At 48.9% G+C, this 14,188-nt stretch carries 16 protein-coding genes and 1 other annotated feature; of the genes, 14 read left to right on the top strand and 2 right to left on the bottom strand.

The window, feature by feature from the left end; all coding sequences use genetic code 11:
* The first annotated feature begins 2 nt into the window (after window positions 1–2).
* The 11 genes from mreC (at window position 3) to KNP96_RS01995 (ending at window position 8,608) form a co-directional block, all read left to right on the top strand.
* The gene (gene mreC / locus KNP96_RS02045) at window positions 3–887 is read left to right on the top strand and encodes a rod shape-determining protein MreC (RefSeq protein WP_088837534.1); all 885 of its coding nucleotides are present in this window, start codon (window positions 3–5) and stop codon (window positions 885–887) included.
* On the top strand, window positions 880–1,383 hold the full coding sequence (gene mreD, locus KNP96_RS02040) for a rod shape-determining protein MreD (RefSeq protein ID WP_088837533.1): 504 nt from the start codon (window positions 880–882) through the stop codon (window positions 1,381–1,383). Before mreC ends, mreD begins: the two co-directional genes overlap by 8 nt.
* Before the next feature lie 3 nt (window positions 1,384–1,386).
* The gene (locus KNP96_RS02035; protein WP_214768687.1) at window positions 1,387–2,061 is read left to right on the top strand and encodes a septum site-determining protein MinC; all 675 of its coding nucleotides are present in this window, start codon (window positions 1,387–1,389) and stop codon (window positions 2,059–2,061) included.
* A gap of 5 nt (window positions 2,062–2,066) precedes the next feature.
* The gene (minD, locus tag KNP96_RS02030) at window positions 2,067–2,915 is read left to right on the top strand and encodes a septum site-determining protein MinD (RefSeq protein WP_051667297.1); all 849 of its coding nucleotides are present in this window, start codon (window positions 2,067–2,069) and stop codon (window positions 2,913–2,915) included.
* 63 nt (window positions 2,916–2,978) lie between these two features.
* The gene (locus tag KNP96_RS02025; protein WP_214768686.1) at window positions 2,979–4,325 is read left to right on the top strand and encodes a ribonuclease E/G; all 1,347 of its coding nucleotides are present in this window, start codon (window positions 2,979–2,981) and stop codon (window positions 4,323–4,325) included.
* Between the two features lie 66 nt (window positions 4,326–4,391).
* Window positions 4,392–4,461 (top strand) — a sequence feature (ribosomal protein L21 leader region).
* A gap of 15 nt (window positions 4,462–4,476) precedes the next feature.
* Window positions 4,477–4,785, top strand: a complete 309-nt coding sequence (gene rplU, locus KNP96_RS02020; RefSeq protein ID WP_012370978.1) for a 50S ribosomal protein L21 — start codon at window positions 4,477–4,479, stop codon at window positions 4,783–4,785.
* 3 nt (window positions 4,786–4,788) lie between these two features.
* The gene (locus KNP96_RS02015; protein ID WP_029331048.1) at window positions 4,789–5,127 is read left to right on the top strand and encodes a ribosomal-processing cysteine protease Prp; all 339 of its coding nucleotides are present in this window, start codon (window positions 4,789–4,791) and stop codon (window positions 5,125–5,127) included.
* A gap of 14 nt (window positions 5,128–5,141) precedes the next feature.
* Window positions 5,142–5,420: a 50S ribosomal protein L27 gene (gene rpmA, locus KNP96_RS02010; protein ID WP_012370976.1), complete on the top strand. Its 279-nt coding sequence runs from the start codon at window positions 5,142–5,144 to the stop codon at window positions 5,418–5,420.
* Between the two features lie 68 nt (window positions 5,421–5,488).
* The gene (locus KNP96_RS02005; protein WP_029331047.1) at window positions 5,489–5,974 is read left to right on the top strand and encodes a Spo0B domain-containing protein; all 486 of its coding nucleotides are present in this window, start codon (window positions 5,489–5,491) and stop codon (window positions 5,972–5,974) included.
* A gap of 15 nt (window positions 5,975–5,989) precedes the next feature.
* Window positions 5,990–7,285 carry a GTPase ObgE gene (obgE, locus tag KNP96_RS02000; RefSeq protein WP_029331046.1) on the top strand — a complete coding sequence of 432 codons (1,296 nt, stop codon included), beginning with the start codon at window positions 5,990–5,992 and terminating at the stop codon, window positions 7,283–7,285.
* A 45-nt stretch (window positions 7,286–7,330) separates the two neighbouring features.
* On the top strand, window positions 7,331–8,608 hold the full coding sequence (locus KNP96_RS01995; protein WP_088837530.1) for a hemolysin family protein: 1,278 nt from the start codon (window positions 7,331–7,333) through the stop codon (window positions 8,606–8,608).
* A gap of 389 nt (window positions 8,609–8,997) precedes the next feature.
* Here KNP96_RS01995 and KNP96_RS01990 read toward each other — a convergent pair whose 3' ends face one another.
* Entirely contained in the window at window positions 8,998–9,540 is a 543-nt protein-coding gene (locus KNP96_RS01990) for a transcription repressor NadR (protein WP_088837529.1), read from the bottom strand.
* Window positions 9,541–9,566: 26 nt separating this feature from the next.
* Window positions 9,567–10,652, bottom strand: coding sequence for a cysteine desulfurase family protein (locus KNP96_RS01985; RefSeq protein ID WP_214768685.1), 1,086 nt, complete (start codon window positions 10,650–10,652; stop codon window positions 9,567–9,569).
* Between the two features lie 97 nt (window positions 10,653–10,749).
* Between KNP96_RS01985 and KNP96_RS01980 the strand changes: the two genes are divergently transcribed.
* Genes KNP96_RS01980 through nadA form a run of 3 tightly spaced genes read left to right on the top strand, consistent with a single transcriptional unit; the run spans window position 10,750 to window position 14,078 of the window.
* Window positions 10,750–12,180, top strand: a complete 1,431-nt coding sequence (locus KNP96_RS01980; RefSeq protein ID WP_214768683.1) for an L-aspartate oxidase — start codon at window positions 10,750–10,752, stop codon at window positions 12,178–12,180.
* Complete coding sequence (nadC, locus tag KNP96_RS01975; RefSeq protein WP_214768680.1) at window positions 12,149–12,991, top strand: carboxylating nicotinate-nucleotide diphosphorylase; 843 nt, start codon at window positions 12,149–12,151, stop codon at window positions 12,989–12,991. The genes KNP96_RS01980 and nadC overlap by 32 nt, the downstream gene beginning before the upstream one ends.
* The gene (nadA, locus tag KNP96_RS01970) at window positions 12,981–14,078 is read left to right on the top strand and encodes a quinolinate synthase NadA (protein ID WP_214768679.1); all 1,098 of its coding nucleotides are present in this window, start codon (window positions 12,981–12,983) and stop codon (window positions 14,076–14,078) included. The genes nadC and nadA overlap by 11 nt, the downstream gene beginning before the upstream one ends.
* Window positions 14,079–14,188 lie beyond the last annotated feature (110 nt).

The raw sequence follows: 14,188 nt of genomic DNA, 5'->3' as shown, positions 1-14,188 counted from the left end.
CGATGAAGCGATTTTTAAATAATCGAAAACTGCTCATCACACTCCTTAGTTTTCTCCTTTTGGTGATATTGATCGGTATTTCGTTGCAAGGGCGTAACCAATCCCACTGGTATCAAAGTTTTGTCCGTGATACCGTCGGGGTCGGTCAACGTCTTTTCGCGACACCGATTGGCTGGATTGATGATACGGTCACTTCGATTACAGAAGTGCGTGACGTGTATAAGGAAAATGAGTATTTAAAATCACGTTTAAATGACTATGCGGAAAATTCCGTCAAAGTTCGTGATTTAGAACGTGAGAATAAAGAGTTAAAAGATATGCTCGACCTGGGTGGCTCGATTCGCGACTATACGTTACTTCCAGCTGAAATGATTGGTCGCACACCGTCCGAGTGGCAACGTTTCGTGACCGTGAACATCGGCGAACAAAAAGGGGTCAAGTCCAATATGGCCGTCGTGACGGCAGATGGATTGATTGGACGTGTCATTCAGACGAGTGCCTACACTTCGCTCGTTCAGTTGTTATCTGACACGAGTCGTACGAACAATGTCTCAGCTGTTGCGGACGATACAAAAGGAAAAGGGGTCTTCGGAACGATTGAAGGGTTCGATGAGGAAACAAACTTGTTGAAATTCACGAAAATTCCGAATGACGCGAAGTTAAAAAAAGGGCAGATTGTCGCGACATCCGGTCTCGGAGGAAAATATCCAAGCGGTGTTGTCATCGGCAAAATCGAGGAAGTGAAGTCGGATAAATACGGTGCTTCGAAAATCGCATACGTCAAACCGGCAGCAGACTTCGAACAGTTTGGTCACGTCTTCGTGATTGAACGAGAGGCGGAGGAACCTTTCGCTGAGACCGATAAGGGAGGGGACACTAGTGAATAACGTCAAGTTGTTTTTCGCCGTGTTCCTTCTTTTTATCTTGGAAGGAACGATTTTTGCAGGTCCGCTCGGTGACGGGTCACCGTATGCGGTCCACCTGACTTTGATTGCCTTGATGTTTCTCGGACGCTACGGCAAAATCGAACAGGCACTTGGTTTCGGCTTAGTATTCGGTCTGTTATATGACTTCGTCTATTCCGATATCATCGGTATTTACTTATTTGCGCTATCTGCCATTCCGCTTTTTAGTAGCTTCGTGCTAAAATATGTAAAGGAGAACGTATTGACGATTATCGTCACCTTTACGTTCAGTGCCTTATTATTCGAATTTGATATTTATTTCTTTACGGCTTCGGTCTTAGGTGTCGATGTTCCGTTTAAAGAACTGGCGACACAAATCATTCCGAAGAGTCTCATTGCACAGCTGATCGGGATTATCATTCTGTATTATCCGATGACCCGACTCGTGCAATCCACACTTGACGAGAAAAGAGGATGAGTCATGATTGAACGTAAGCGTTATGTAACGATGAAAGGTCATCGTGGTGGCCTTGCCGTTTATGTAAACGAACGGTGCAGTGTGGATGAATTTCTTGACGACTTAGAATTGACGCTTGCCGATAAATCCGTCGAGAACGGACGCGCCGTACCGATTACGTTCTTCTTTGGGCGACGTTACGTCGACGAAGGTGTCGTGACAGCGGTCGAATCGATTGTCGGACGACATGATTCCTTTTCATTTAACGGGTATGACAGTGAGTGCCTGACGAAAGATGAAGCAAAAGCATTATACGGGGAACGGACCTTCCACTATTTTGGTGGAACTGCTAGGAGCGGTCATGTCCTTGATATTGAAGGGTCCATCGTCGTCATCGGTGACATCAACCCTGGTGCTGTCGTACATGCGACTGGCAGTATCTATTGTCTCGGAGCATTAAGAGGAACGGTTCACGCCGGTAAAGGTGGTAATGATGAAGCAGTCGTCGCTGCAAGTATGCTACAACCGAAGTGGATTTCGATTTCCGACATCGTCCATGATGAACCGTATGATGCACCGGTACCGGCCTTAGAAATGGGTTGTGCGTTTATAGGGGAAGCGGGAATTGAATTTTCTCGACTCCAAACCGTTCCGCTTGCGCGGATGGATCAGTTTGCGATCGATAGTGAAAGAGGGTGACAGACATGGAACAAGTGAAAGAACAGGTACATAGAGATGCCAAAACGAACGTCGGGCGGGCGATTGTCGTCACGTCTGGTAAAGGTGGCGTCGGGAAAACGACGACGACTGCGAACATCGGAACTGCGCTCGCATTGATGGGCCATTCTGTTTGTCTCGTCGATACGGATATTGGATTACGTAATCTCGATATCGTACTTGGTCTCGATAATCGGAGTATCTATAACATCGTCGACGTCGTGACGGGGCAATGTAAGTTGCACCAAGCACTCGTGCGTGATAAACGTTTTGAAGAGATGTATCTGTTGCCTGCTGCCCAGTCTAAGGACAAATCGTCCGTCACGCCGGAACAGGTGAAAGCGATCATTGACACGTTGAAACTTGAATATGAGTTCGTTCTAATCGATTGCCCTGCTGGAATCGAGCAAGGATTCATGAACGCGATTGCGGGAGCGGATGAAGCCGTCATCGTCACGACACCGGAAAAAGCCGCTGTTCAGGATGCAGACCGAATCATCGGCATGCTCGAACGGTCGGAGCGTGAAATCGTCCCGCGTCTCGTCATCAACCGTGTCCGTTCACACATGATGGCATCAGGCGACATGCTCGACATCGATGAAATCATGCGTATCTTGTCGATCGACCTGCTCGGCTTGATCGTCGACGACGAAGAAGTCATCGCGGCCTCGCACCGTGGCGTCCCTGTGACGATGAATCCGGATAATCGGGCCGGACTCGGTTACCGGAACATCACGCGGCGGATTCTAGGAGAGTCAGTTCCATTACTCGACTTAAACGAACAACCGCAAAAAGGGTTCTTCGTGAAATTGAAAAAAATGCTTGGTATGAAATAAGTTAGGGAAAATAGACGAGAAGAGCTATGTTGCTTCTGGTCTATTTTTTTTGGAGGAATTCGTATGAAATGGATTAGTGAACAAACCCCGTCGCTTGAGCGTGTTGCGTTAGTTGAAGGCGGACGGGTCGTCGAGTACCATGAGCGGATGCGAGATGAGATTCGTGTCGGTACGCTGCTCTACGCGAAAGTCGATCGGCTGCATCCGACGCTTGAGGCTGCCTTTTTGATTGCGACCGATGGAACACCGCTTTACTTACCGATCAACGAAACATTAGAAACGTTACGCCGTTACCCGGATGTCCCGACAATCGGTCAGGCTGTCCAAGTCGGTCAGACCGTTCTCGTTCAGGTCGTCAAGGAAGGCACGGCACCGAAACAGCATAAAGTGACGCAAAACATCACCTATGGCGGACGCTATCTCGTCTATTTCCCGTATGGTCGGCGTGTCCGCTTCAGCCGGAAACTCGATCTCGTCACGCAGCAACAATTAGCGGAGCTGATTCAGACAAGTGAGATGGAAGGCATCTTATACCGGACGGAAGCATCGCAAGCAGAAGCCGGTGTACTTGAGAAAGAACTGTTCCAGTTACGTGCCCGTCATGAACAAATGCTAAAGCAGGATAACTTAGAACAGGGTGAATCATTGATTGTCCAGGAAGCGAAACGGCTCCCGTTCGTCGAAGAAGCCTGTGTATCGAATCGAATGGAGAAAGAACGATTAGAGCAACTCGGATTACGCGTCGATCGTCCTGTATTGAAAGGACGGCTCCCGGAGATGGGGCATGTCGACCGCGTCATCGAGAAAGCGCTCGAAAAAGTCGTTTGGCTCGATGGAGGCGCCTATTTATTGATTGAAGAAGTCGAGACGATGACAGTGATTGACGTCAATAGTGGAAAGATGATTTCCGTCAAAGAGCAAAAGCGGACGTTTGACCAAATCAATGAAGCGGCAGCCGGTGAAATCATGCGCCAATTACGCCTGCGCAACATCAGTGGCATGATTGCCGTCGATTTCCTGCGGGGCTCAAGTAAAGGGCAGACGCGTGTGACGCAATTGCTAAAGGAACGCGCCGCCCAAGAAACGAAGCAAATCGAAGTCTACGGCTTTACGAAGATGGGCCTTTGCGAATTGACGCGGCAACGGCATGGAAAATCGTTACTCGAGCGTTCCATCGTACAAGGGAAGCCGTCACGGATTGCGATTCACCGGCAACTCGAACCGAAGTTGATTGAAATTGCGACCTATGCGGAAGCAGCAGTCGTCCGCGTGCCGACTGGCGAATTAAGTCCGTTGTTGCTACAAGATGCACCGGTCGAGCTGTTGATTGTCGAAGGCGAAACCGGTATCTTATTTACGGGAACGAAGCAGGAATGTGAAGAATTTATCGGTCGTCAGCAAAAACAATAAGAACGTTATTGACAATAGTCAACTTCATTTGGTATTCTGAATAACGTTAGTTCGTTTGGAAGCACCAAATGACTACAACCGCACAGACCGGGTTTTAAAGCATCCGCTGCCCGTGATGGCGAGTCTGAGTTCCTAAGAGGAGGTGCACGTAATGTACGCAATTATTAAAACTGGTGGTAAACAAGTTAAAGTCGAAGCTGGCCAAGAGATCTACGTTGAGAAATTAAACGCAGACGTCGACAGCACAGTAGAATTCGGCGAAGTCTTGATCCTTGGTGGTGACGATGTTAAAGTCGGCGCTCCACTCGTAGAAGGTGCGAAGGTCGTAGCAACGGTCATCAAACACGCTCGCGCGAAAAAGATCACAGTCTTCAAAATGAAAGCTAAAAAGAACTACCGTCGTAAGCAAGGTCACCGTCAACCTTACACGAAGGTCCGCATCGAGAAAATCGAAGCGTAAGCCATGATACGTGTTAAGATTCGACGAGATGAAGCGGATTTGATCCGTTCCATCGAAGTGACAGGACATGCCGAGTTTGCTGAGCCTGGTCTAGATTTAGTCTGTGCCGGCACTTCAAGCGTGATTTTCGGAGCATACAATGCAATCGAGTCACTACTCGGGCAGGTCCTGCTCCTTGAAATGGCAGAACAACAAGAGGGTGGCTACTTTTATGTAGAGCCGTACGCTGACTTAGCACCGGATGTCAGTGAACGCACCCAATTGTTACTGGAGGCGACTTTGGTCCAACTCGGAACCATCGCTGAAAGTTACGGTGAGTATATCCAACTTGAACAAATATAGGAGGTGGATTCCACATGTTGAAACTTAATCTTCAGTTCTTCGCATCGAAAAAAGGGGTAGGTTCGACAAAGAACGGTCGTGACTCGCAATCGAAACGCCTTGGGGCGAAACGTGCAGACGGTCAAACTGTTTCTGCTGGTTCAATCCTCTACCGCCAACGCGGTACGAAGATTCACCCAGGTATGAACGTCGGACGTGGTGGCGATGATACACTTTTCGCAACTGCAACTGGTGTCGTTCGTTTCGAACGTCTTGGACGCGACAAAAAACAAGTCAGCGTTTACCCAGCATAAGTGATCGATGAAGCAGACTCTAGCCACTTTCGGGGGTTAGGGTCTGTTTTTTTAGGAGGGAACGACCGATGAAGGATGAGCAGGTACTTGATCTTTTAAAGACACTTCGTCACGAATGGTTGAATCGATTACAACTCGTTCGTTCGTATAGCGCGATGGGTGACGAGGCGGCGGTTGAATCGATTTGTTCAGTCTATCGCGAGCAAGCGTCACGAGAAGGACGCCTGACGTTGATTGAACTACCGAAAACAGCGCTCACACTTCAACGAGCGGATTGGACAGGCTTGACTGTCGAATATGATGTGATCGAGAAACCGAAGCAGATTGATGACGTACGGCTAGCGAAAATCATCGAGGCTGCGATTGATATGATTGAAGTGGGAGATGGAGAAGTATCCGTGACCTTCCATGAGGGCGTGACCATCGAGGTCTATCGGGATCTACTAGATATGTCGCGCCTTAAGAATCTAGTGACGCCGATGGAAATCGAGTCACAGACAGCCAATGAGTGTGTGATCGAAATTGAAAGTCTTCCTGTAGGGGAAGAGAAGTAATAGGAGGGATCTGACATGTTCGTCGATCAGGTAAATATTTATGTAAAAGCAGGAGATGGTGGACGCGGGCAAGTTGCGTTCCGTCGCGAAAAATATGTTCCAGACGGTGGTCCAGCCGGAGGAGATGGTGGGCACGGTGCTCACGTCGTTCTTGAAGTGGATGAAGGACTTCGTACGTTAATGGACTTCCGTTACAAACGCCATTTTAAAGCCGTTCAAGGTGAAAATGGAATGTCGAAGGGGATGCACGGACGTAAGTCGGAGCACCTCGTCGTTAAAGTACCACCAGGCACGGTCGTCTACGATGATGATACGGATGCAGTCATTGCCGATCTCGTTCATCACGGGCAACAAGCCGTCGTCGCTAAAGGTGGACGTGGTGGACGCGGAAACTCGCGTTTCGCGACACCTGCGAACCCAGCTCCGGAACATGCGGAAAACGGGGAGCCGGGCGAAGAGAAGTACTTGAAACTTGAACTCAAGATGCTCGCTGATGTTGGACTTGTCGGATTCCCGAGTGTCGGGAAATCAACGATGTTATCAATCGTCTCAGCAGCACGTCCGAAAATTGGAGCATATCACTTCACGACAATCACACCGAACATCGGTGTCGTTGAAACGGAAGACAGCCGTAGCTTCATCATGGCCGACTTACCGGGACTCATCGAAGGAGCAAGTGAAGGTGTCGGACTCGGTCACCAATTCCTCCGTCACGTCGAGCGGACGAAAGTCATCGTCCACGTCATCGACATGAGTGGAATGGAAGGGCGCGACCCGGTTGAGGATTACAACATCATCAACAAAGAACTGGCAGACTATAACTTACGTTTGACGGATCGTCCGCAAGTCGTCGTCGCAAACAAGATGGATATGCCGGATGCAGAAGCGAACCTCGAAGCATTCAAAGAAGCTTTCCCGGACCTCGAAGTCTTTGCAATTTCTGCAGCGACGCGTCAAGGATTGCGTGACCTCTTGTTCCGGATCGCCGATCTCGTCGATGCGACACCAGAATTTGGTCTTGAAGAGCTTGAAGAAAAAGCAGCGACACCACGTGTTGTCTATGGTTACGAAGCACCAGAAGCTGGCTTTACGATTTCGAAAGATGAAGATGATTGCTTCGTCATCCAAGGACCACGGATCGAGAAACTCTTCACGATGACGAACTTCATGCGGGAAGAGTCGATTAAACGATTCGCTCGGACATTACGTCAAATGGGCGTCGATGATGAGCTCCGTAAGTTAGGTGCGATTGATGGGGACGTCGTTCGGATCCGTGACTTCGAATTCGAATTCATCGAGTCTTCGTTCTAAAGATCACGTAAATCATTCACTTAGGAAATGGAGTGTGAAATCATCGTGGACCCACTTCCCGCGATTCCGTTTATCTGGCTGCTCGTGTTATTGGTCATCTCAGCGTTCTTCTCTTCTTCTGAAACTGCTTTATCTAGCGCAAACCGCTTACGGATTTTGCATCAATCAGAAGAAGGCGACCGTCGTGCCTCACAAGCACTGCGCTTGTTCCAACGCTATGAAGAAACGCTGACCGCAATTTTGATTGGCAATACGATTTCGAACCTCGGTGTTGCGATGATTGGGGGATGGCTTGCGATGACGATGTCACCGGAGCCGTTACCACGCGTCGGCATCATTTTCGGAACGTTCTTACTGATTTTGTTATTCGGTGAATTGATTCCGAAATCTTACGCACGGGAACATGCTGAAAAGTACGTCCTCTGGATTAGTCGTCCACTGCGCATGTGCCTGAGTCTCTTCAAACCGGGAGTCTTCTTATTCTTAAAGTTGCGCCACGTTGCACTCGTCCTGATTGGTGCTGATCCGAAAGGACCGCTCGTAACGGAACAAGAACTTCGTGCACTCGTAGACATTAGCGAAGAAGAAGGCGTCATGGATGAAGCAGGGGCTGAGCTTGTCCACCGTGCCGTCGATTTTAAGAACATTACTGTCGAAGAAGCGTTGACACCACGAACAGATATTCAAGCGATTGATATCGATGACAGCTTCGAAGAAATTTTACGTGAGGTACAAAAAGGCGGTTTTTCCCGTCTGCCGGTTTATAAGGACTCGATTGACCATATCATCGGTGTTCTATCCGAACGTGATTTCTTACGCGAGTTCGTCAAAAATGGAACCGTCGACATCCGTGAGTGGATTCGACCGGTATCCTTCGTCGTCCCGCAAACCCATTTGATGGATTTGTTACCTGAACTGAAAGTGAAACAGTCACATATGGCTGTCGTACTTGACGAGTTTGGTGGAACGGCCGGATTAATTACGCTTGAAGATATTTTAGAAGAATTAGTCGGTGAAATTTGGGATGAGCATGATGAATCACTTGAATATACGAAACAGATTGGTGTAAACCGTTTCGAATGTCTCGCAGAGTATGATATTGAAGATTTTTGTGACCAATTCGAGTTGACGATGCCGGAAACAGAAGCCCAGTCGCTGGGCGGCTGGATTATGGAACGTGTCGGTCAAATTCCTGAAGTTGGTACAACGATGACATATGAGCGTGTCACGTTCACGGTACTTCATGTTGAAAACCGCCGTGTCCGAAAAATATTAGCAACATTCGCGTCTGAAGTTGCTGAAACGGTCGAAGAACGATCTTGATCGACTTGGAAGAGGTCTGAACACAACACGTTGATTAAAAGCCGATGATAAAAAAAAGAAGGGATTGCCATCTATCATGGATGTGCAATCCCTTCTTTCAGCGTGTAGACAAAGTGATATCTGAAAATAAAAGTGTCTTTTTTCGTTGCTTTCCTCGGGCGAGGCGCGAACTGTTGCTTCTCGATATCACATTTTTACGCTTTATAAGAGTTTGTCTACAGTCTAAAAGTCGAAGAGGCATATGCAATCATCGCTTAAAAATCAAACGTAATGAAAAACAGTTTCGCCCTGTGCGTAAGAAACGCCGATGTTCCCGCTTTTATGCGGAGTCATCGGCGTTTTCTGTACATACTTTTTTCGTTCATGACGGTCAGATGCATGCATTTTGGTTAGACGTCCAACTCGGAAACTAGGATGCCGAGATGATCTAACTTTTCAATTGCTGCTTCAAGCGCCTCATCACTGTCAGCTTCTAACGTATGGATGTGGACACCATCCGTCAGACTCGATAATGGGGTCGCCTGTGTTTCTTCAAGGCGTTCTATTAAAACGCGGACATCACGCCGACTTTTCAGCATCAACTCGCCCGTGATGAAACCGTAGACCGGATGTTCGACGATGACGTCAAGAACGGTGACGCCTTCGTCGACGATGGCGTCACATTCTTCTTTAAGTTGATCGTATCCATGACGGCAGACGATTTTTCGCCGTTTTCGTGAAGAATCGTTTTCTAGTTCATTGAGTAAATACCCGCGAGCCGTAGCTACGACTGGATGACCTTTGGCTTTTAATAACGATAAATCCTGAACGATGACTTGTCGGCTTACACCCGCCTGTTTCGCAAGTGCCGTACCGGTGATCGGATGATCACTATCCTCGATAATCTGTAGGAGTAAGTTTCGACGTTCTTCTCCAGATTGTCTTCTTCCCATTGCCACTCCTGCCCTTCTTCAAAAAATCATGTATCAAGTGTACTTAAAAAATCGATACACCGCTCGACTTCCTCTTTTGTCGTATGAAGTCCAAAACTAAGACGAATCAGGCCGTGTGCTGCCGTTTCATCATACTGGATGGCACGAAGCGTAGAATTCGGTCCATTTTCGCCTGCCCGGCAAGCGCTTCCGGCTGAAACAGCGATTCCAGCCCGGTTCAGGGCAAGTAAAACGAATTGTCCATCCATCCGTTTCGTATGAATGGCACAAATCGAAGCCAGTTGATCGGGTGACTCGACGACATGATAACCCGCATGAGGAAGTCTTTTTTGTAGCATACCACGAAATTTCTGACTTGCGGCTTGGAAGCGAGGATTTTCAGATTGATAGTGCTCACAAGCAGTCAGGAAAGCGACGATTCCCGGGATGTCGACCGTTCCGGGGCGAATTCCAAGCTCGTGGTGGGCAGCGTAGTAAGGGCTAAAGAGCGGACGGCGTAAATAGACGGCACCAAGTCCTTTTGGTCCGTAGACTTTATGACTGCTGCATGTATAGGCATCAAACGAGTCGATTGAGAGGGGGTGTTTGAGAAATCCTTGCACACCGTCACAGTGAAATAAGATCCCTCTCGCCTGACAAAATTGAGCGATTTCTTCAACTGGAAAAATGAAGCCTGTGTCCGAGTTGACGTGTTGAATTGAGACAACACCGACTTCATCCGTGCAGACGGTCTTGAAGTACGTCCAGTCAAATGAACCATTTGGAAGCAGTGGTAAGAGAATCGTGTTTGAGGCGAGCCGCTCCAGTGGCAGGAGAACGGAATCGTGTTCGCAAGCAAGTGTCAAGACAGTTGTCTTTTGACTTTGACGAAGGAGGTGCTGTATCGCAATGTAATTCGCTTCCGAGCCACTACCGGTGAAAACGATATTTCCATCAGTTTGACCGAGTAGAGCTAAGAGCTGTGTACGTGCTCGTTCGAGAATTTGTGCTGCTCGATTTCCTATGTCATGAAGTGAAGAACTGTTGCCGTAAGCTTGTTCAGCCGCCAATCGATACTGTTCAATTGCACCAGGGTACATCGGAGTCGTTGCCGCGTAATCTAAATAAATCATAAATGAATCGGATCCTTTCGTCTTGTCACTCGACTAAAAATATGCCAAACTTATTGTCAAGACAATAGTAAACTAAAAAAACAGAGGTGTAAAACAAATGTCTTTATATAAACATTTCGTGACCGATGTCTTGATTGTCGGGACAGGGCTTGCAGCAATCACGGTCGCACTCCACTTACCGGACAATCTGCGCGCATTACTCGTCACGAAAGGAACTAGAAGTGAGACGAACTCGATGCGGGCACAAGGGGGGATTGCTTCTTCGGCGCTCGAGGATGATCACGAGGCACATCGCGCAGATACAGTCCGCGCTGCAAAAGGATGGGTGAACCCTGAAGCCGTGGAGTTCGTAACACGCGAAGGAAGGACAGTGATTTCTGAACTCGAAGCACTGGGTGTCATCTTCGACCGTCAAGAGAATGGTGAGTACGCGGTTGGGCGCGAGGGAGCGCACGGTCTTCCGCGGATATTCCATAGCGGGGGTGACCAGACTGGGTGCCGGATGATGGAAACACTATCTGAAAAAATCACGCATCCAGTCCTTGAGCAGACCGTCATCACACAATTGTTAACGTCTGGCGGACGTGTCGTCGGAGCAGCAGGATATCGCGGCGAAGAGCGGATTGAAATTTCAGCACGTGCCGTCGTCCTGGCGACAGGGGGAATCGGCGGCCTTTTGTCGACTTCGACGAATGATACTACGATCACCGGAGACGGATTAGCACTTGCTGCTGCCGTCGGGGCAAACTTGTCTGATTTAGGATACGTCCAACACCATCCAACGATTTTAGTCCACCATGGAAAATCCGTTGGCTTAATCACAGAGGCGTTGAGAGGTGCGGGAGCATACTTAATGACGCGCGATGGTCACCGTGTGATGGACAATCATCCGGAAAGGGACTTAGCGGCACGGGACGAAGTGGCGGCTATGATCACGGCAGTCCGAAAACAGGAATCGGTTTACCTCAACACGACACCGGTCAGACAGTTGGCGGAACGATTCCCGACATTCGCTCGAAAATGTGAAGAATTGAACATAAATCCGGAGCTTGTCGAGGTGACGACCGGCGTCCACTTTTTAATGGGCGGAATCGAAACGGATCTTGCAGGGCGAACATCAGTCGCTGGTTTGTACGCAGTCGGAGAGACGGCATCAATCGGATTACACGGCACGAATCGTCTTGCTTCGAACTCGTTGCTTGAATGTTTTGTGATGGGAAAAGCCGTGGCACGGCAGTTACAGCTCGCACCTCGGAGGCCACTCCCTGCATTCCGACAGGTCTTTGGATGTGAGGATGATGTTTTACAGGAGAAGTTGAGTGAAGTCTTAACGGTTGAACTTAAAGAAGACCGTCTTCAAGCCACCCTTGAGCAATTAATGAGCGAGTCGGTTCAGCAAACGGGGCGGCAGGCGGAACAAAATCGATTACACATCATGACGGGACGTCTCCTCCTCGAAGGAGCATTACGTCGATTAAAAGAGGAGCGACAAACGAATGAACAGATGGCACCTGCAGCAACAACTTGAAGGATTTTTAATCGAGGATATCGGACATCAAGACATCACGAGTGAACTTTGTCTGACTGGACACGAGCAAGGGACGGGACGATTCCTTGCGAAAGAGGATGGCATCTTTTGCGGCGTCGCCGTGTTGCGTGAGCTTGCACGATTGCTAGAGGTGACATTCATTCAACAGGTTGAAGATGGACAAGCAATCAAGCGGGGACAAGTTCTTGCGGAATGGACGGGCGACTTGCGTTCGATTTTAAGCGGAGAACGGGTAGCGCTTAATTTGATTCAACGGACGTCAGGTATTGCGACATTGACACGCAGTGCTGTTGACCGGGCAGATGGACGAATTCGCATCGCGGATACACGCAAGACGACACCAGGTCTACGGATGCTTGAAAAACATGCTGTTCGCGTCGGTGGTGGCTTCAATCACCGGGGGCGCCTAGATGACGCCGTGATGATTAAAGATAATCACATCACGGCAGCAGGGTCGATCACGGAGGCAGTCAAACGGGCAAAACGTGCCGTCGGGCATACGACGCCGATCGAAGTCGAAGTCGAGACAGAATCGGAAGTCGACGAAGCGGTCAAAGCCGGTGTCGACATCATCATGCTCGACAACCGAACACCTGCAGAAATCAAACAGCTCCGGCAACTGATCCCATCGCATATCACGGTGGAAATTTCCGGCGGTATTACAGTTGATACGTTGCCAGACTACGCGGATAGCGGAGCAAATGTCATCTCAGTCGGGGCGTTGACACATTCAGCGCCGGCACTCGATATCAGTATGAAAATTCAAGGAGGAAAAAAAGATGAGCTTTGATTTATTGGCGAATCAAGGGATTCCCGGACAGTACTTAGAAAAAACAGAGGCAGAATTAATAGCAATCATTGAAGGGGTCAAACACCGGATGGGCAGTCGGTTGTTTTTGCCGGCGCACCATTATCAAAAGGATGAAGTCGTCCAGTTTGCTGACGCAACAGGGGACTCGCTTCAACTGGCGCAAATCGCGAAACAGATGACGGAGGCCGAGTATACCGTTTTTTGTGGTGTCCATTTCATGGCGGAAACAGCCGATATGTTAACAGATGCTGAACATACGGTCGTCTTACCCGATATGCGTGCCGGCTGTTCGATGGCGGACATGGCGAACGGCTATCAAACGGAACGTGCCTATGCCTATCTCGTCAATCGGCTCGGTGACTCGATTTTACCTTTGACCTACGTCAACTCGACAGCAGAAATCAAAGCGTTCGTCGGACGCCATGGGGGAGCGACGGTGACTTCATCGAATGCTGTCAAGATGGTCGAATGGGCGCTTGCGGAACGGGATATTCTGTTTTTCCTGCCGGATCAACATTTAGGACGAAACACAGCACATGCGCTCGGAATTCCGCTCGAACAGATGGCGGTCTGGGATCCAATCAACGATCAATTAGTATTTGATGGAGAAGACTCGGACATCCGCGTCATTTTATGGAAAGGGCATTGTTCGGTCCACGAAAAGTTCACGGTCGGTCAAATTGAACAGTTCCGGCTGACGGATCCGGCACGCCAGATTCTCGTCCATCCGGAATGCTCGTTTGAGGTCGTGGAAGCAGCAGATTTAAACGGTTCGACAGCGTATATCATCAATCAAGTGAAGCAGGCGGCAGCCGGCACGAAATGGGCGGTCGGAACAGAGATGAATCTCGTCAACCGGTTGGCGAAGGATTTTCCGGAGCAAGATATTGTATCCCTCAATCCATTCATGTGTCCCTGCTTGACGATGAACCGGATTGACTTGCCACACCTCGCCTGGTCACTCGAACAGGTGGAGTGTGGCACACCGGTCAACATCATCAGTGTCGATGCCGAGACGACAGAATATGCCGTCTTGGCACTGGAGCGGATGCTCGACCGATCATAAATCAGACAGCGCCTTGCCGATTAAACTCATCGGTGAGGCGTTTTTTGTCGGAAGAACATTTTGAAGCAAATCGGACTTATATGCTACAATAGCACGAGAGTTTGTAATTG

This window comes from Exiguobacterium sp. s133 (assembly GCF_018618595.1).
Classification (GTDB): domain Bacteria; phylum Bacillota; class Bacilli; order Exiguobacteriales; family Exiguobacteriaceae; genus Exiguobacterium_A; species Exiguobacterium_A oxidotolerans.
This window is presented reverse-complemented; position numbering and strand designations above follow the sequence as displayed.

Excerpts from the sequence above, each read along its gene's own strand:
- rpmA (WP_012370976.1), top strand. The coding sequence starts at position 5,142 with ATGTTGAAACTTAATCTTCAGTTCTTCGCATCGAAAAAAGGGGTAGGT.
- rplU (WP_012370978.1), top strand. The coding sequence starts at position 4,477 with ATGTACGCAATTATTAAAACTGGTGGTAAACAAGTTAAAGTCGAAGCT.
- KNP96_RS01985 (WP_214768685.1), bottom strand. The coding sequence starts at position 10,652 with ATGATTTATTTAGATTACGCGGCAACGACTCCGATGTACCCTGGTGCA.
- nadA (WP_214768679.1), top strand. The coding sequence starts at position 12,981 with ATGAGCTTTGATTTATTGGCGAATCAAGGGATTCCCGGACAGTACTTA.
- nadC (WP_214768680.1), top strand. The coding sequence starts at position 12,149 with ATGAACAGATGGCACCTGCAGCAACAACTTGAAGGATTTTTAATCGAG.
- KNP96_RS01990 (WP_088837529.1), bottom strand. The coding sequence starts at position 9,540 with ATGGGAAGAAGACAATCTGGAGAAGAACGTCGAAACTTACTCCTACAG.
- KNP96_RS02035 (WP_214768687.1), top strand. The coding sequence starts at position 1,387 with ATGATTGAACGTAAGCGTTATGTAACGATGAAAGGTCATCGTGGTGGC.
- minD (WP_051667297.1), top strand. The coding sequence starts at position 2,067 with ATGGAACAAGTGAAAGAACAGGTACATAGAGATGCCAAAACGAACGTC.
- KNP96_RS02005 (WP_029331047.1), top strand. The coding sequence starts at position 5,489 with ATGAAGGATGAGCAGGTACTTGATCTTTTAAAGACACTTCGTCACGAA.
- mreC (WP_088837534.1), top strand. The coding sequence starts at position 3 with ATGAAGCGATTTTTAAATAATCGAAAACTGCTCATCACACTCCTTAGT.
- obgE (WP_029331046.1), top strand. The coding sequence starts at position 5,990 with ATGTTCGTCGATCAGGTAAATATTTATGTAAAAGCAGGAGATGGTGGA.
- KNP96_RS02025 (WP_214768686.1), top strand. The coding sequence starts at position 2,979 with ATGAAATGGATTAGTGAACAAACCCCGTCGCTTGAGCGTGTTGCGTTA.
- KNP96_RS01980 (WP_214768683.1), top strand. The coding sequence starts at position 10,750 with ATGTCTTTATATAAACATTTCGTGACCGATGTCTTGATTGTCGGGACA.
- KNP96_RS02015 (WP_029331048.1), top strand. The coding sequence starts at position 4,789 with ATGATACGTGTTAAGATTCGACGAGATGAAGCGGATTTGATCCGTTCC.